General features: G+C 69.1%; 17 protein-coding genes. 6 read left to right on the top strand and 11 right to left on the bottom strand.

The features are described 5' to 3' along the window. Positions 1-54: 54 nt before the first annotated feature. The 5 genes from A5663_RS09940 to A5663_RS09920 all read right to left on the bottom strand — a co-directional run bounded on the left by A5663_RS09940 (position 55) and on the right by A5663_RS09920 (position 5,221). Complete coding sequence (locus A5663_RS09940; RefSeq protein WP_082974017.1) at positions 55-1,986, bottom strand: penicillin-binding protein 2; 1,932 nt, start codon at positions 1,984-1,986, stop codon at positions 55-57. After that, positions 1,983-2,966: a hypothetical protein gene (locus A5663_RS09935; RefSeq protein ID WP_068147485.1), complete on the bottom strand. Its 984-nt coding sequence runs from the start codon at positions 2,964-2,966 to the stop codon at positions 1,983-1,985. The genes A5663_RS09940 and A5663_RS09935 overlap by 4 nt, the downstream gene beginning before the upstream one ends. Then, positions 2,963-4,120, bottom strand: a complete 1,158-nt coding sequence (rsmH, locus tag A5663_RS09930; RefSeq protein ID WP_197503357.1) for a 16S rRNA (cytosine(1402)-N(4))-methyltransferase RsmH — start codon at positions 4,118-4,120, stop codon at positions 2,963-2,965. Before rsmH ends, A5663_RS09935 begins: the two co-directional genes overlap by 4 nt. After that, positions 4,095-4,526, bottom strand: coding sequence for a division/cell wall cluster transcriptional repressor MraZ (gene mraZ / locus A5663_RS09925; RefSeq protein ID WP_068147480.1), 432 nt, complete (start codon positions 4,524-4,526; stop codon positions 4,095-4,097). Before mraZ ends, rsmH begins: the two co-directional genes overlap by 26 nt. A gap of 290 nt (positions 4,527-4,816) precedes the next feature. After that, a complete protein-coding gene (locus A5663_RS09920; RefSeq protein WP_068147477.1) occupies positions 4,817-5,221 on the bottom strand; it encodes a DUF3040 domain-containing protein in 405 nt (134 codons plus the stop codon). A gap of 224 nt (positions 5,222-5,445) precedes the next feature. On the opposite strand from A5663_RS09920, the gene A5663_RS09915 reads away from it, so the two are divergent. Genes A5663_RS09915 through A5663_RS09900 form a run of 4 tightly spaced genes read left to right on the top strand, consistent with a single transcriptional unit; the run spans position 5,446 to position 9,460 of the window. Then, the gene (locus A5663_RS09915; RefSeq protein WP_068147537.1) at positions 5,446-6,033 is read left to right on the top strand and encodes a GNAT family N-acetyltransferase; all 588 of its coding nucleotides are present in this window, start codon (positions 5,446-5,448) and stop codon (positions 6,031-6,033) included. Between the two features lie 11 nt (positions 6,034-6,044). After that, a complete protein-coding gene (locus tag A5663_RS09910; RefSeq protein ID WP_082974016.1) occupies positions 6,045-6,773 on the top strand; it encodes a DUF3153 domain-containing protein in 729 nt (242 codons plus the stop codon). Between the two features lie 19 nt (positions 6,774-6,792). Further along, complete coding sequence (gene idsA2 / locus A5663_RS09905) at positions 6,793-7,881, top strand: bifunctional (2E,6E)-farnesyl/geranyl diphosphate synthase (protein ID WP_068147473.1); 1,089 nt, start codon at positions 6,793-6,795, stop codon at positions 7,879-7,881. Positions 7,882-7,885: 4 nt separating this feature from the next. After that, positions 7,886-9,460 (top strand): alpha-(1->6)-mannopyranosyltransferase A, encoded by a 1,575-nt coding sequence (locus A5663_RS09900; RefSeq protein ID WP_068147471.1) that lies wholly within the window; start codon positions 7,886-7,888, stop codon positions 9,458-9,460. On the opposite strand, the gene A5663_RS09895 is transcribed toward A5663_RS09900, so the two are convergent. Then, on the bottom strand, positions 9,381-9,785 hold the full coding sequence (locus tag A5663_RS09895) for an Rv2175c family DNA-binding protein (RefSeq protein WP_068147469.1): 405 nt from the start codon (positions 9,783-9,785) through the stop codon (positions 9,381-9,383). The two genes, A5663_RS09900 and A5663_RS09895, sit on opposite strands and share 80 nt — an antisense overlap. A gap of 67 nt (positions 9,786-9,852) precedes the next feature. Here A5663_RS09895 and A5663_RS09890 point away from each other — a divergent pair, with 67 nt between their 5' ends. Next, positions 9,853-11,028 carry a protein kinase gene (locus A5663_RS09890; protein WP_068147466.1) on the top strand — a complete coding sequence of 392 codons (1,176 nt, stop codon included), beginning with the start codon at positions 9,853-9,855 and terminating at the stop codon, positions 11,026-11,028. A 347-nt stretch (positions 11,029-11,375) separates the two neighbouring features. Here A5663_RS09890 and A5663_RS09880 read toward each other — a convergent pair whose 3' ends face one another. Genes A5663_RS09880 through A5663_RS09870 form a run of 3 tightly spaced genes read right to left on the bottom strand, consistent with a single transcriptional unit; the run spans position 11,376 to position 14,179 of the window. Next, the gene (locus A5663_RS09880; RefSeq protein WP_068147460.1) at positions 11,376-12,761 is read right to left on the bottom strand and encodes a class II 3-deoxy-7-phosphoheptulonate synthase; all 1,386 of its coding nucleotides are present in this window, start codon (positions 12,759-12,761) and stop codon (positions 11,376-11,378) included. 33 nt (positions 12,762-12,794) lie between these two features. Next, positions 12,795-13,292, bottom strand: coding sequence for a polyadenylate-specific 3'-exoribonuclease AS (locus A5663_RS09875; protein ID WP_068147457.1), 498 nt, complete (start codon positions 13,290-13,292; stop codon positions 12,795-12,797). Continuing rightward, positions 13,292-14,179, bottom strand: a complete 888-nt coding sequence (locus A5663_RS09870) for a hypothetical protein (protein WP_068147454.1) — start codon at positions 14,177-14,179, stop codon at positions 13,292-13,294. The genes A5663_RS09875 and A5663_RS09870 overlap by 1 nt, the downstream gene beginning before the upstream one ends. A 111-nt stretch (positions 14,180-14,290) precedes the next feature. Here A5663_RS09870 and A5663_RS09865 point away from each other — a divergent pair, with 111 nt between their 5' ends. Beyond that, the gene (locus A5663_RS09865; protein WP_068147529.1) at positions 14,291-15,568 is read left to right on the top strand and encodes a glycosyltransferase family 87 protein; all 1,278 of its coding nucleotides are present in this window, start codon (positions 14,291-14,293) and stop codon (positions 15,566-15,568) included. Between the two features lie 7 nt (positions 15,569-15,575). Here A5663_RS09865 and A5663_RS09860 read toward each other — a convergent pair whose 3' ends face one another. Together A5663_RS09860 and A5663_RS23320 are read right to left on the bottom strand one after the other, a co-directional pair. After that, positions 15,576-16,301, bottom strand: coding sequence for a 1-acyl-sn-glycerol-3-phosphate acyltransferase (locus A5663_RS09860; RefSeq protein ID WP_068147453.1), 726 nt, complete (start codon positions 16,299-16,301; stop codon positions 15,576-15,578). A gap of 86 nt (positions 16,302-16,387) precedes the next feature. Further along, the gene (locus A5663_RS23320; RefSeq protein WP_082974015.1) at positions 16,388-16,708 is read right to left on the bottom strand and encodes a hypothetical protein; all 321 of its coding nucleotides are present in this window, start codon (positions 16,706-16,708) and stop codon (positions 16,388-16,390) included. Positions 16,709-16,710 lie beyond the last annotated feature (2 nt).

Genomic DNA, 16,710 nt, shown 5'->3' with positions numbered 1-16,710 from the left:
GTACCGGCCGCCTCGCCGGCCGCCCGCCGCATCTTCAGGCCTGTCGCGCCGCCGTCAGCTCGCTTGCAGCGTGAGCCGCGGACCGGGATCCGGGGACAGCGGCACATTCTGACGCTGTAGCAGCCACGACGTGATGTTGTGGAACAGCGGGGCCGCCGTCGTTCCCGGTTGTCCGTCGGCCGTGCGGTGCGGGTTGTCCATCATGATGCCGACGACGTAGCGGGGATCGTCGGTGGTCGCGATGCCGGCGAACGTGATCCAGTAGACGTCGCTGTAGTAGCAGCCACAGGCCGGGTTGATCTGCTGCGCGGTGCCCGTCTTGCCGGAGAGCTGATATCCCTCGACGGCCCCGCGCGATCCGGTCCCCTGCTGCACCCCTGTCGGGTCGGCTTGCAACGTGGCACGCAGCATGTGCCGCACGGTCTGCGCGGTCTGCGGCGAGACCACCCGCACCCCCTCCGGCCGCGGCTCGTCGGTGCGGGTGCCGTCGGGGGCGATGGTGGTTTTCACGATGCGCGGCGGGATGCGCACGCCGTCGTTGGCGATGGTCTGGTACATGCCCGTCATCTGGAGCAGCGTCATCGAAAGACCCTGTCCGATCGGGAGATTGGAGAATGTGCTGCCCGACCACTGGTCGATCGGCGGGACCAGACCGGCGCTCTCTCCCGGCAGCCCGACTCCGGTGCGCTGCCCGAGACCGAACTTCCGCACCATCTCGAAGAAGCGCTCCGGACCGAGCCGTTGGGCCAGCATCAGCGTGCCGACGTTGGACGACTTACCGAAGACGCCGGTGGTGGTGTAGGGCATGGTGCCGTGCTCCCAAGCGTCACCGACCGTGACGCCGCCCATGTGGATCGAACCGGGGACCTGCAGCACCTCGTCGGGATTGGACAACCCGTACTCGATGACCGAAGCGGCCGTGATGATCTTGTTGACCGAACCCGGCTCGTACGGCGACGACACCGACGGGTTGCCCAGTTCACGATCCTCCTGACGGCCGATGTCCTGGCTGGGGTCGAACGTGTTGTCGTTCGCCATCGCGAGCACCTCACCGGTTTTCGCGTCCAGGACGACGGCCGAGACATGCTTGGCGCCAGACAGATTCCGCGCCTGCTGCACCTGTTGCTGGACATAGAACTGGATGTCGTCGTCGATGGTGAGCATCACCGTGGAGCCGTCCACCGCGTCGTGGCGATTGCGGTAACTGCCGGGGATGACGACACCGTCGGAACCGCGGTCATAGGTGATCGAGCCGTCGGTGCCGGCCAGCACCGCGTCGAGCGAGTCCTCGAGCCCGAGCAGCCCGTGTCCGTCCCAGTCGATGCCGCCCACGACGTTGGCGGCCAGTGAGCCGCCCGGGTACTGGCGCAGATCCTGGCGTTCCGAGCCGACCTCGGGGAACTTGCTGGAGATGGCGTGCGCGACCGCCGGATCGACCGCGCGCGCGAGGTAGACGAACGAGTCATCGCTCTTGAGCTTCTTGAGCACGGTCGCGGCGTCCGGTTTGTTGTTCATCCGCAGCGCCACCTCGGCGGCGATGTCGCGCAGCCTGCGGTCGGGCTCCGGCGCCTCGATGCTCTTCGCCCTGGCTTCCTCGAGCTGCTTGCGGACCTTGACCGGCTGGAAGGTCAGGGCGCGGGCCTCGATCGTGAAGGCGAGCTTGTCGTTGTTGCGGTCGACGATCGCACCGCGGACCGCCTTCTCGATGTCGGTGACCTTGAGCTGGCTCGCAGCCTCGGCGCGCAGGCCCTCCGCACGCGGCACCTGGAGGTTGAACAACTGACCGGCCGCGACGATCAGCACGAGGAACAGGACGGCGTTGCCGACGCGATGCCGGAACACGAAAGACGCACTGCGCAGGCCGGTTCCGGCCATGGGCGCACGGGTCCGGCGGGATTTGGCCGACCGCTCCTGGGAAGCAGCGGGGGTGTCGCGGCGGCTTTCGGGCCTGCCGCCATTGCGGCGCCGGCGCTCCCCGCGGCTCATGCGGCAGGGCCTGCCGGCGGCGCGACCAGGGGGACGGATCGCTCGGCGGCCGGCGCCGGGCCGGGTAGCGCTTGCGCGGTGGGCATGTGCGGGGTGCCGAGCGGAGCGGCCGGTGCGGGACCGACGGGCGGGACGGGAGCAGCGGGTGGGACGCCCGGCACGGTGGCCGCACCGGGAGGTTGCGTGGCCGGCGTCGGTACCGCTCGCTCCGGCATGCGGACGGTGACCTCACGCGGGTCGACGACACGCGGCCCCGGCGGCGGCGGAGGTGGCGGTGCCGCGTCGGGCAACGGCGTGTTCAGTGGTGGCGGCGGCACCCCTTCGGCGGGCTTCGGTGTGCCGACCACGACCCAGTTGCCCGCCGGGTCCTGAACGAGGTGCGCGGTGTCGCGCGAGGGGATCATCCCGAGTCCGCGGGCTGCTTCGGCCAACGCGGGCGCGGCCTGTGCCTCGAGCACGTCGCGCTCCAGCGCTTCCTTCTGTTGCAGCAGAGCTTGATTCGTCTCACGGGCGTTGCTGAGCCGGTAGGACCGCTCGGCGGCGTCGGTGGAGAGCCACAGCGTCGTGCCGAGACCGACCCCCAGCGCACCGATCACCAGCACCACGAACGGCACTTTACCCACCAGAGCGCGGGGGTTGAGCTCGATCGAGGTCAGTTTGACCAGGATGCGCTGGCGCAGCGGCGGCCGTACGACCTTGGGCGCCTTCGCCTTTCGCGCCTTGGCGCGGGCCTTGGCTTGGCTGGCGTTCTTCGGCCGGCCGGGCGCGTCGACCGGCCGCGGGATGGGGTTGGTCTGAGGTCCCGACCGCAGCGGCCGCTGCTCGCGCGCGGGTTTGCGTCGCGCGTGCGCGTCGTTAGGTCGACGCTGGGTGCCGCGGGCGGTGCGCTGACGCTCGTCGCCGCCACGAACCGCGCTGCCCCGCTTGGCCTGCTTGGTCTGCTTGGCCTGCTTGGCCTGCTTCGCTTGCTTGACCTTCACTGACCTGCCCCCACCTTCTCCACTGCTCGTAGCCGCACCGGTGCGCTACGTGGGTTCCGTTCGATCTCCTCGGCAGCCGCACGCTCGGCGCCACGGGTCAGCGCGACGAACTCCGGTTCGTGACCGGGCAGTTCGACGGGGAGTCCGGGCGGCGTCCTGGAGGCCGTGGCGGCGGCGAAAGCCGTCTTCACGATGCGGTCCTCCAGCGACTGGTAAGCCATCACGACGATCCGGCCCCCGGGCGTCAGCGCCTCCAGCGCAGCGGGCAGCGCGTCGCGCAGCGAGTCCAGCTCGCCGTTGACCGCGATGCGCAGCGCCTGGAACGTGCGCTTGGCCGGGTGGCCTCCGGTGCGGCGCGCCGGCGCCGGAATTGCGTCGTACAGCAACTCGACCAGTTCCCCGGTGGTGCGCAACGGCCGGCGGGCGCGACGACGGATCAGCGCAGCGGCGATCCGCCCGGCGAAGCGCTCTTCGCCGAACTCGCGCAGCAGCCGGGCCAGCGACCTCTCGTCGTAGGTGTTGACCACGTCCGCGGCCGTCAGCTCCGCATCGGTGTCCATCCGCATGTCCAGCGGCGCGTCGGCCGCGTAAGAGAAGCCGCGCTCGGTGCGGTCCAGCTGCATCGAGGAAACGCCGAGATCGAACAGGGCGCCGTCGATTCCGGTTGCGCCCCAGCCTGTTTGACGGACCGCTTCACCGATGCCGTCGTAGCGGGTGCGCACCAGCACCGCCCGGTCGCCGAACGGGGCCAGTCGCTCCCCCGCGATCCACAACGCGTCGGGGTCGCGATCCAGCCCGATCAGGCGCAGGCCCGGCAGTTCGGTCAGGAACCGCTCGGCATGTCCGCCCGCGCCGAGCGTGGCGTCCACGAGCACCGCGCCTTCGCCGCTTTCGCTGTGGCGCGTCAGCGCGGGTTTGAGGAGTTCGACGCAGCGGTCGAGCAGGACCGGGATGTGCCCGTGGTCGCCGGTGCGCCGTTCCATCGCCTTCCCTCCGTTCCACACCCCTGCACCGAGGTCCCTGTCCGAGAGCGCGGACCTGGCGTCGGGGAAGTACGCCAGGGCCGGTTCGGGCAGAGGCCGCGATGCACGGGCCGAATGTCGGCCGATGTGCCGGTCGGCCGCCGACTCAGATGATGTCGTGCAGAGCTTCATCGGTGGCCGCGGAGAAGTTCTCTTCGTGGGTCTGCTGGTACTCCTGCCATGAAGTCGAGTCCCAGATCTCGAGGTAGTCGACCGATCCGATCACCACGCATTCCTTCGACAGGTTCGCGTAGCGGCGGTGATCGGCGGACAACGTGATCCGGCCTTGCGCGTCGGGGTGTTGTTCATCGGTGGCCGCGGCCAGGTTGCGCAGGTAAGCGCGCGCCTCGGGATTGCTCCGCGACGCTTGGGATGCCCGTCGTGCGAGCTTCTCGAACTCGGCGCGCGGATACACCGCGAGGCTGTGATCTTGGCTCTTGGTGACCATCAACCCTCCTGCCAGCGCGTCGCGGAACTTGGCGGGCAGCGTGAGCCGCCCTTTGTCGTCGAGTTTCGGCGTGTAGGTGCCGAGAAACATCTCGCCACCTCCTGCCGCCCTGCCTGTCAACAGAGCCCCCGTCGCTCCGTTGTCAGCCACTTTACCCCACTTTCCCCCACCATTCACCATTTGATAGGCACGAATCTGCGCGCGTCCCCACAGCGGATGCAGCAGGAGCCCGAACCGGCTGGCCCCAGGGCGCTCACCGCCCGCTAAAGGGCTGTTCAGAGCTGGTTACCGAATCGGTGGGGCGCAGTGGGGAGAGCCGCCCCTACCCAGCAAAAAGGGGCAGCCCGTGGCGGACTGCCCCTGTGTCGACCAGACGCGGCCTACTCGTCGAAACGGCGCCGGAACCGGTCTTCCATGCGGCTGGCGAACGAACCAGTGGAACCCTTGCCGCGCTTCTGGCGCCCAGCGCCGGGTTCGACCACCGAGCGATCGCGACCGCCGGGCAGCCGCGGGCCGGTGATCGCGAACACGACACCGCCGAACATCACGATGAAGCCGAGCACCGACAGGACCGGGAAACCACTGATCTGGGTGGCTGGGAATGCGACGCCCGAGACCAGCATCGCGAGACCTATCACGAACAGCGCGGCGCCCTGCAGGCGGCGACGAGTCGAGGGGGCGCGCAGGGTTCCGCCGCGCACGCTCGAAGCGAACTTCGGGTCCTCGGCATAGAGTGCGCTCTCGATCTGGTCGAGCATGCGCTGCTCATGATCGGAGAGTGGCATTCGTCCCTCCCTCGGAAACCCTGGGCCCCGCGGCCGTCTCGACGTTCAAACTCGTATGTGCCCACAATCGGGCACCTAACAGTCATGATACGAGGTCGATCTGAGCCGTACCACCTAGTTCGACGCCCGATTGTATGACGTACCCCGTCAATTGGTGGGCACTGGTGGCTGCGCTCGATAATGGGGTCGACGACACCGCACGACACGCGGAGAGGCAGACACAGTTGGCGACATTTCTCATCGATCTGTCGCCGAGCGATATGCAACACCGGCTCGGTGACGCGCTCGCCGTCTACGTCGATGCGATGCGCTATCCGCGCGGCACCGAGGACCAGCGAGCGTCGATGTGGCTCGAACACACCCGCAGGCCGGGATGGAAGGCCGTCGCCGCGGTGGAGACGACCGACCGCGCGCCCCACGCCCAGTCGGGGGACGCCCGCATGCTGGGCGTCGCGTACGGCTACTGCGGCGCTCCCGACCAGTGGTGGCAGCAGCAGGTCATGGCCGGGCTACAGCGCTTCGGCGTGGCGCCGGCACGCATCGCCGAGCTGATGTCGAGCTACTTCGAGCTCACCGAGTTGCACATCCACTCGCGCGCCCAGGGACGCGGGCTGGGCGAGGCGCTGGCCCGCAGGCTGCTCGCGGATCGAGACGAGTCCAACGTGCTGCTCTCGACGCCGGAGATCAACGGAGAGGCCAACCGGGCCTGGCGGCTGTACCGCAGGCTCGGCTTCACCGACGTCATCCGCGGTTACCACTTCGCCGGTGACCCGCGCGCGTTCGCGATCCTGGGCCGGTCACTACCGCTGTGAGCGCAGATCGGATGTCGCCGGTCCCTCGGCGTCAGGGCATCTGGCACGATGACCTCGTGCCGGCCCGCCACCGCAGCAGCAGAACGCGGCTGCTCGCGCTCGTGATGCTGTTTCTCGTCGTCCTGCCGACCGCCGTCGGATGTGTCCGGGTGCGGGCGTCCCTCACGGTCTCCCCCGACGACCGGGTTTCCGGCCAGATCGTCGCGGCGGCCAAGGCGCGCAACGCCGACGACAAGGGCCCGCAGCTGTTGAACAACCTGCCGTTCGCGAACAAGGTGGCGGTTTCGGAGTACAGCCGTGACGACTACGTCGGCTCCCAGGCGGTGTTCTCCGATCTCACCTTCGCCGAGCTGCCGCAGCTGGCCAACATGAACCGCGATGCCGCGGGCGTCGACATCTCGCTGCGTCGCGCCGGCGACCTGGTCATCCTCGAGGGGCGCGTGGACCTCACCTCGCTCAACGACCCGGAAGCCGATGTCTCGCTGACGGTCTCGTTCCCGGGGGAAGTCACCTCAACCAACGGCGACCAGGTGTCGACCGAGATCGTCGAATGGAAGCTGCGGCCCGGCGTGGTCAGCACGATGAACGCCCAGGCCCGCTACACCGACCCGAGCGCGCGGTCGTTCACCGGCGCGGCGATCTGGCTGGGGCTCGGCTCGTTCGTGGTGGCCGCCGTCATCGGCACCCTGGCCTACCTGAGCCGTGACCAGTCGCCACGGGTGGGCGAACCGCAGGAGTAGAAAGGGGCGCCCGTTGAGCGTGCATGCAACGGCGCCGTCAGCCGTCGAGTTGGCCGGCGCCGTCACCGACCAGCTGCGGGGTTATCTGCAGGACCGGCGCGCCGAATATGCCTACATGGGCGGCGACTACGCCGAACTCACCGCTGCGCTGGAGGAATTCGTGCTGCGCGGCGGCAAGCGGCTTCGGCCCGCCTTCGCGTACTGGGGCTGGCGGGCGGTCGCCCGAGAGCCGGCGGACCCGCGGGACCCCGAGGTGTTGCGCTTGTGCTCGGCCCTCGAACTGCTGCACGCGTGCGCGCTGGTGCACGACGACGTCATCGACGCGTCGGCCACGCGGCGCGGGCTGCCCACCGTGCATCGAACGTTCGCCGAGCGCCATCGCGCTCAGCGCTGGCACGGCTCGGCTGAGCAGTTCGGGACGTCCGCGGCGATCCTGCTTGGCGACCTGGCGCTGGTCTGGGCCGACGACGTCGTCGCGACGGCCGAGCTGCCCGCCGACGCAGCGCGGCGCGTCCGGCGGGTGTGGGCCGCGATCCGCACGGAGGTGCTCGGTGGCCAGTACCTCGACATCGTCGCCGAAGCCAGCGGCGCGCAGTCGGTGGCTTCGGCGCTGACGGTCAACATCTACAAGACCGCCTCCTACACCATCACTCGGCCGCTGCAACTCGGCGTCGCCGCTGCCGCCGACCGCCCCGACGTAGAGGCGGCATTTCACGAGTTCGGCACCGACCTCGGGGTGGCTTTCCAGTTACGCGACGACGTGCTCGGGGTTTTCGGCGATCCCGCGGTGACCGGCAAGCCCTCCGGCGACGACCTGCGCGCCGGCAAGCGCACCGTGCTGCTGGCCGAGGCGGTCGAACTGGCCGAGGCCACGGACCCGGCGGCAGCCGAACTGCTGCGCACCTCGATCGGCTCGGAACTGTCCGACGCGCAGGTGGGCGAGCTGTGCCGGGTCATCGAGGCGGTCGGGGCGCTGGCCGCGGTGGAGAACCGCATCGACGAACTCACCCGCCGGGCGCTCGCCACCCTCGACGCCGCGGCCATCGACGCGCACGCCAAGGCGGGACTGTCCGAGCTCGCACGCCTGGCCGCGAACCGGACCGCGTAGCAGCATGACCACGAAACCCTCGGCGCCGCCCTCCAAAGCCGTTTTGGCGCAGCATGTTTCGCGGCTGACGTCGTTCGCCACCTCGCCGCAGGCCCAGCCGGCCCGGCTCGGCTTCGTGGGCGCGGTCCTGATCACCGCGGGCGGTCTCGGCGCGGGCAGCACCCGGCTGCACGATCCGCTGCTGGAGTCGCTGCACCTGTCGTGGCTGCGGTTCGGGCACGGTTTGGTGCTGTCCTCGGTGCTGCTGTGGGGCGGTGTGGCGCTGATGTTGGCGGCCTGGCTGTGGTTGGGCCGCCGGGTGGTCAACCGCACCGCCACCGAGTACACGATGGTGGCCACCACCGGCTTCTGGCTGGCCCCGCTATTGCTCAGCGTGCCGCTGTTCAGCCGCGACACCTACTCCTACCTCGCGCAGGGCGCGCTGCTGCGCGACGGCCTCGATCCCTACGCGGTCGGCCCGGTCGACAACCCGAACTCCTTGCTGGACAACGTCAGTCCGATCTGGACCACCACCACCGCGCCGTACGGGCCCGGGTTCATCCTCGTCGCGAAGTTCGTCACGATGCTGGTCGGCAACGACGTCGTCGCGGGCACGATGCTGCTGCGACTCTGCATGCTGCCCGGGTTGGCGCTGTTGATCTGGGCCGCGCCGCGAGTCGCCCGCCACATCGGCGCCGACGGCGCCACCGCGCTGTGGATCTGCGTGCTGAACCCGCTGGTGATCATCCATCTGATGGGCGGCGTGCACAACGAGATGCTGATGGTCGGGCTGATGATGGCGGGCATCGCGTTGACGTTCGGCGGCCGTCACCTGTGGGGCGTGGGCCTGATCGCGGTCGCGGTCGCAGTGAAAGCCACCGGGGGCCTGGCACTTCCGTTCATGGTGTGGGTATGGGCACGAGACCTGCGCAGTAGACGCGGTTTCTCCCCGGTCAAGGCGTTCGCGACCGCGACGGCGGCGTCGGCGCTGATCTTCTGTGCGGTGTTCGCGGTGCTGTCCTTCGCGGCCGGGGTGGGGCTGGGCTGGCTGACCGCGCTGGCCGGTTCGGTGAAGATCATCAACTGGCTGACGCTGCCCACCGCGGCGGCCAACCTCATCAACGTCGTCGGCGGGCTGTTCCTGCCGGTGAACTTCTACGCCGTGCTCGACATCACCAGGATCATCGGCATAGCGCTGATCGCGGTGTCAGTTCCGTTCGTGTGGTGGCGGTTCCGCCACACCGACCGCGATGCGCTGACCGGAATCACCGTGGTGATGGTGATCGTCGTGCTGTTCGTACCCGCGGCGCTGCCGTGGTACTACACCTGGCCGCTCGCCGTGGTGGCCGCTCTGGCTCAGAGCCGGCGGTCGATCGCGGTGATCGCCGGCCTGTCGACATGGATCACCGTGATCTGGAAGCCGGACGGGGCGCACGGCATGTACTCCTGGCCACACGTGCTGTTGTCCTTGGTGTGCGCAGCGGTGGCGTGGTACTCGCTGCAGAACGCACCGCTTGCGGTCAACAAGCCATCGCCTGAGCCCGGCGAACCACCTCACGGGCCTGATGCGAGTGAAGAGCGTCAACCGGCCGGGCATTAGCCAGCTCGTCGGCCGCCCCGTCGCGCCTGACCGACAGCGATGCGTCCGGGGTGAACAGCCAGCGCACGATCTCGGTGTCGTGGAAGCCGCCGTCGCGCAGCACGACCAACAGGCCGGGCAGCGGCTTGACGACATGGCCCGCATCGTCGAAGAAGATCTTCGGGACGACGACCGCGCCGTTGCGGCGCACACCGATCAGGTGACCGTCGCGTAGCTGCTGATGCACCTTCGTCACCGCAACGCCGAGCATTTCGGCGACCGCGGCCAAGTCGTAGACATCCTCTTCGGGATCGAGGACGTCGTCCGCCGCCGGAATGCTGCTCACCGCACCGAGTCTAGATCCGGCCGTCGGTGGCGGGAGACGCAAAATCGCCGAGTCTGCGCTCCGTAACATGTCTTCGGTGGACGCTTACCCGCGGACGGACCCGCTCCTCGGGACCGTGCTCGACGGCCGGTATCGCGTCGACAACCCGATCGCCACCGGCGGCATGTCCACCGTCTACCGCGGGTTGGATCTGCGCCTCGATCGGCCGGTGGCGCTGAAGGTCATGGACTCGCGGTACGCGAGCGACAACCAATTTCTGACCCGGTTCCAGCGGGAGGCGCGCGCGGTGGCGCGGCTGACCGACCCCGGACTGGTCGCGGTGTACGACCAGGGCGTCGACGACCAGCATCCGTTTCTCGTGATGGAACTCGTAGAAGGGGGCACGCTGCGGGAACTGCTGCGCGAGCGCGGGCCGATGCCTCCGCACGCGGCGGCCGCGGTGGTCGGACCGGTCCTCGGCGGGTTGGCGGCGGCGCACCGCGCGGGTCTCGTGCACCGCGACGTCAAGCCGGAGAACGTGCTGATCTCTGACGACGGCGACGTCAAGATCGCCGACTTCGGGCTGGTGCGCGCCGTCGCCGAAGCGAAGATCACTTCGACCAGCGTCATCCTCGGCACGGCGGCGTACCTCTCCCCCGAACAGGTCAGCACGGGTGACGCGGATCCGCGCAGCGACGTCTACGCGGTCGGGGTCCTCACCTACGAACTGCTGACCGGTCGTACTCCGTTCGGCGGGGACACCGCGCTCGCGGTGGCTTATCAGCGGCTCGACAACGACGTGCCCGCGCCCAGCTCGGCGATCGCCGGTGTCCCGGCGCAGTTCGACGAGCTGGTCCGGCGCGCGACCGCCCGCGACCCGGCGCGGCGGTACGCCGATGCCGACGAGATGGGTGAACACCTGGAGGTGATCGTCGACGAACTCGGGCTGCCGCCGTTCCGGGTCCCCGCCCCCCGCGAGTCGGCGCAGCACGCCTCGTTGTACATGCGGACCGCGGCTGCTGATCCCGCGCCCGCGCCGCGGCAGCCGACCAGGACCCTGCCCCGCGACGAGTTGCCACCCGACGAACCCGAGTATCGGCCGGCGCCGGGGCAGTTCGCGGGAATCGACCTCGACGAGTTCTACTGGGCCCGCCAGCGCGCCAGGCGCGCGCTGCTGTTCTGGTTCGTCGCCGTGCTGACGCTGACCGCGCTGGTCGCCGCCGCGGCGTGGACCGCGGGAAGCAATCTGCACAATCTGTTCTAGATGGGGGGCTTGTCGCACACCAGCGGCACACCGGGCCGGCAGCGGCTCTGCGCCGCGTGCATGAGCGCGTCGTGCACGGCGAACGATCGCAGGAGGCGGTGTCGCCCCTCCCAGCGGCACGTACAGGACGCGGTTCGGCGCTGCACAGTCAAGACGCCTCCGCTGTCGCGAGCGACCGGCGCGTCGTTGCGCACGTCGGCTTGCGTCACAGTTCCCCCTGCGTCGTCGAACAAGCGGATAACTCAGCTTATTGCCAGGAAGCGGTCAGCACGTGAATACCCGGAATTTTCGGATCTATCGATTCCGCGCAGATAATTTTCCCCGAGCGCGCGACTGCTGGGGAGAACTCAGTCGCGCAGCATCTCGGCGACCAGGAACGCAAGTTCCAGGCTCTGCTGAGTGTTCAGTCGCGGGTCGCAGGCGGTTTCGTAGCGTCCGGCGAGATCGGTGTCGGAGATGTCCTGGGCTCCGCCGAGGCATTCGGTGACGTTCTCACCGGTGATCTCGACATGGATGCCTCCGGGGTAGGTGCCCAGCGCCCGGTGCACTTCGAAGTAGCCCTGCACTTCGTCGACGATCCGGTCGAAGTGCCGGGTCTTGTAACCGGTCGAGGACTCGTGGGTGTTGCCGTGCATCGGGTCGCACTGCCAGATCACCTGATGGCCGGTGGCCTGGACCTTCTCGATGATCGGGGGCAGCAGGTCGCGCACCTTGTTGTTGCCCATCCGCGTCACCAGGGTCAGCCGGCCCGGCTCGTTGTTCGGGTCGAGCCGCTCGACGTACTCGACCGCGAGTTCGGGGGTCATGGTCGGGCCGAGCTTGACGCCGATCGGGTTCGCGATCACCTCCGCGAACGCGATGTGCGCGCCGTCGAGCTGCCGGGTGCGCTCGCCGATCCACACGTAGTGTGCCGACAGGTCGTAGAGCTTCGAACCGTGCTCGGTTTCCGCGAGCCGCAGCATCGCCCGCTCGTAGTCGAGCACCAGGGCCTCATGGCTGGCGTAGATCTCGGCCGTCTCGAGGTTGCGGTTGTCGACGCCGCAGGCGCTCATGAACGTCAGTGCGCGGTCGATCTCCCCGGCCAGCGCCTCGTAACGGGCACCCGCAGGCGAGGTGCGGACGAACTCGCGGTTCCAGTCGTGCACCTGGTGCAATGACGCCAGACCCGATCCGGTCAGGGCGCGCACCAGGTTCATCGCCGCGCTCGCGTTGGCGTACGCGCGCACCAGTCGCGACGGATCGTGCACGCGGGCGGCCGCGTCCGGCGCGAAGCCGTTGACCATGTCGCCGCGATACGACTTCAGGCCGAGCGCATCGATGTCGGCCGACCGGGGTTTGGCGTACTGGCCGGCGATCCGGGCGACCTTGACGACGGGCACGCTGGCGCCGTACGTGAGCACCACCGCCATCTGCAACAGCGCGCGGATGTTGGCCCGGATATGGGGTTCGGTGTTGTTGACGAAGGTCTCGGCGCAGTCACCGCCCTGCAGCAGGAACGCCTTGCCGCACGCCACGTCGGCGAGCAGACCCTTGAGCCGCTCGACCTCGGCGGGCACCGTGACCGGCGGGACGCTCTCCAACACGGTGCGCATGTTCCTGGCCGCGTCGATGTCCCAGCTGGGCTGCTGCACCGCGGGCTTGGCGAGCGCTGCGTCGAGCCGGTGCCGCAGCTCATCGGGCAGCGGCGGCAGCGGAGGCAGCTGGTCGATGGGTACGTCGACGGTCCAGTTCACCCGTTCATGGTAACGGCCCGCGACATGTGTTTTTCACCGCTGGGGCGGCACTTCGGCGCCGGTGATCAGCTGAAACCGCCGCAGATTGTGCCGGGCGTCGACCAGCGCATCATGGGCATCACGCGGGCGCGGCGGCATGCGCGGTGAGCCTCGGTCCTCCCAGTACTGGCGCAACTCGCGGGTGAAGCGCGGAATCGCCGGCGGCAGGTCCGTCATCGGGCCCCACAGCTGGCACAGCACGACGTGGTCATAGGCGCCCACCCAGGCCCACAGCTCGATCGGCTCGTCACCGTCGATGCCGAAGAAGTCCTCCAACTCCGAGCGGATCTGGCGCCGCGAGCGCCACAGCTGCGACGCCGGCGGCGGCAGTTTGGGCAGCACATGCTTTCGCACCCAGCTGCCTGCCCGCTCGGGATTGAATTCGGTTGACACCGCGTAGTATTCGCGGCCGTCCTCGGCTGCCACGCCGATCGAGATCAACTCGATCGTGCGGCCGTTGTCGATGAACTCGGTGTCGTAGAAGTAGCGCACTAGGCGGGTTCCTTCTCCGTCTCGGCGGCAGTAGATCGGTCCCTCGGCGGCGGAGCGGCGCGGATCTCCCTGTCGAGCTGCTCGTCGACCGTCGCGTCGTCGGGAAACTTGGGCATGCCGGAGATTGCATCCTGCAGCCACAGCTTGGCCTGCACGACGGGCCGTCGCAGCCAGCGCTCCCGTTCCAGCGCGCGGTGCATCTTGCGGGGACGGTTGGTGTAGCGCCACCGCGCCCACGGCGCATGCGGCCGCGACAACCGGATCGCGCCGACCACGAGAAGCGGCGTCAGGAACATCCCGACGAGACCGGTCCACACCTTGCCCTTGAGCAGTACGACGACCGCGAACACCAGCGTCAACACCGCCGCCGCGATCACCCCGGCCCGCGCGAGCAGGGTTTGGTCGCTGCGCCAGATGTCGATGTCGAAGAACGACAGCGGGTTGAAGCCAAGGATCAGCAGGCCGGCGACGGCGACCGCGGCGAACACCGCATCGACCGATGTGCGACCGTCCTCGGCCCAGTACACATCCTGCAGATGCAGGATCAGCGCGAACTCGTCGAGCACCAGTGCCGCGCCGATTCCGAAAAAGATTGCCGCCGTCGTGAATTCGGGTACTCCCCCGTCGACCGCCAACGTCACCATCGTCACGCCGGAGACCATGACCAGAACTACACCGATCACCACGTGGTGGATGTGCAGCCCGCTGGCCGTTCCGATATTTCGTGGCTGCCACCATCTGCGCGGCGCGTCGCTCGACTGGTGGCTGCGGATATACCGCACGATCGTGCGGGTGACGAAGAACGTCAGGATGAACGCGACCAGGCAGAAGACGAGCGGCATCCGCCCGGGTGGAACGGCGACGTCGAGGTGGAAGTCCGCACGCACGCAGAAAACCTACGCCGCCCCCGACGGGCGTGGAGCGCACAATGACGTGCGCGTGTCGTGGCCGGGATACCGGCCGACCCGCCGGTGTGCACCGATAGTCTGGTCGGCGACATGAGTATGTGGCGGTCGCCCGGCGGGGCTGGTTGGGGGCCAACGCTCGCCTGGCGGCTGTTTCAGTTGCTCACCCTGGCCGCGTTGGCCTGGGCCGGTTGGCGCTTGCTCGGCCGGGTGCCCTACCGCATCGACATCGATGTTTACCGGATGGGCGGACAGGCCTGGCTGGACGGTCGACCGCTCTACGCCGACGGAGCGATGTTCCACACCCGCGGCGGGCTGGATCTGCCGTTCACCTATCCGCCGCTGGCCGCCGTGGTGTTCTCCCCGTTCGCGGTGCTGTCGTTGGAGGCGGCCAGCGCGGCGATCACGGTCACCACGCTGGTGTTGCTGATCGTCGCGGTGACGATCGTGCTGCACCGGTGCGACGTCTGGCCGCACACCTCGGTGACCGGCGAGCCCGCGTGGCTGCGCCAGGCCTGGCTGGCCGCGGCGATCGTCGCTCCGGCGGTGGTCTACCTGGAGCCCATCCGGTCGAACTTCGACTTCGGCCAGATCAACGTGGTGCTGATGACGCTGGTGATCGCCGATTGTGTGCCGCGCCGCACCCCGTGGCCACGGGGCGTGCTGCTGGGGCTGGCGATCGCGCTGAAACTGACGCCGGCCGTCTTTCTGCTCTACTTCCTGCTGCGCCGCGATACGCGCGCGGTGATCGTCACCGTGGCGTCCGCGGTGGTGGCGACGCTGGTCGGGGTGGCGTTCGCCTGGCGCGATTCGCTCGAATACTGGACCGAGACCGTGCGCAACACCGATCGCATCGGCACCGCGACCCTGAACACCAACCAGAACATCGCCGGCGCCTTGGCACGGCTCGGGCTCGGCGAGGGCGCGCGGTTCGCGCTGTGGACCGCGGCGTGCTTCGCCGTGCTCGCCCTGACGGTGTGGGCGGTGCGGCGCCTGCTCAACGCCGATGAGCCGGTCCTCGCGCTGATCTGCGTGGCGATGTTCGGCCTCGTGGTCTCACCGGTGTCCTGGTCGCACCACTGGGTGTGGGCGCTGCCCGCCCTGGTGGTCACCGCGCTGGTGGCTTATCGGCGGCGGCACGCCGCGCTGGCGGTGGTGGCGGTCGCCGGGCTGGCGTTGATGGTGTGGACGCCGATCACCCTGATGCCCGAGCACAAGGAGACCGCGGCCTCGCTGTGGCGCCAACTGGCCGGCGGGTCCTACGTGTGGTGGGCGATCGCGGTGATCCTGGTGGCCGGCACGGTGGCGGTCAAGCCGGCGCAGCGCAGCAGGCCGGTCGTCGACGCGGCGCCGGTCCCCGCGGTCAACTAGCGCCGGCTCAGCCGGCGGCGACCTCCGGCATGCGGGCCGACGGCTTCATCGTGTCGTCGGCCCTGCCCTCCTTGATGTCGGCGGCGTAGAGGTCGACGTACTCCTGACCGGACAACCGCATCAACTCGTACATCACCTCGTCGATGACCGCACGTTCGATGAACCGGTTGCCGGCCAGGCCCTCGAAGCGGCTGAAGTCCATCGGCTTGCCGAACCTGACCTGAACCCGCCCGAAACGCCACATCTTGCTGCCCGGCGGGTTGACGACGTCGGTCCCGATCATCGCGACCGGGATCACCGGAACGCCGGTCTCCAGCGCCAGCCGGGCCAGGCCGGTCTTGCCCTTGTAGAGCCGCCCGTCGGGCGACCGGGTGCCCTCGGGGTACATCCCGAGCAGCTTGCCCTCGCCCAGGATGCGCGCGGCCGTGGTCAACGCGCTCTGCGCGCTGTCGGCATCGGTGCGGTCGATGGGCACCTGGCCGGCCACGGTGTAGAACCAGCGGGTGAACCAGCCCTTGACTCCGGTGCCGGTGAAGTACTCGGCCTTGGCCAGGAACGTGATTCTGCGGCTGACCACCAACGGCAGGTAGAAACTGTCCGCCACCGCGAGGTGGTTACTGGCCAGGATCACCGGGCCGGACGACGGAACATGTTCCAGCCCTTCGATTTTCGGGCGGCCAAGCAACGACAGCAGGGGTCCCATGAAGACATACTTGAACAGCCAATACCACATGGGGGCCCTCCCGCTGATCGAACACCGGCCGGTGTTCTGCGACAACTTTACCCACGCACTGTGCATGCGACCACAGCTCGCGCCACTTACTCTTCGACGGTGACCGGGATGTGTTGGTAGCGGCCCGGCCCGGGCGGCGTCGGCTCGGGCCCCTCCGGTGCGGGGCCGCTCGGCTTGTCGGGCGGCGGTTGCCCCGGCGCCGTCGCCCCCGCTTGGTCGAGAACGGCCCGGACCACCGCCAGCAGCGCGACGCTGTGCTCGGCGACGACCGTGAGCAGCGGATGCTGTTCACCCGCGATCAAGGCCGCCAGCGCGCACACCGGACACCAGACCTGCTGGCACTTGCCCGGACCGCCGCCCACCGCCCGCGCGGCGGCCAGGCGCACCGCCGGGTCGAGCTTGTCCAGGA

This window comes from Mycobacterium sp. E740, assembly GCF_001672895.1.
Taxonomy (GTDB): domain Bacteria; phylum Actinomycetota; class Actinomycetes; order Mycobacteriales; family Mycobacteriaceae; genus Mycobacterium.
The sequence above is the reverse complement of the archived record's forward strand: the minus strand, read 5'-3'. Positions and strand labels throughout refer to the sequence as shown.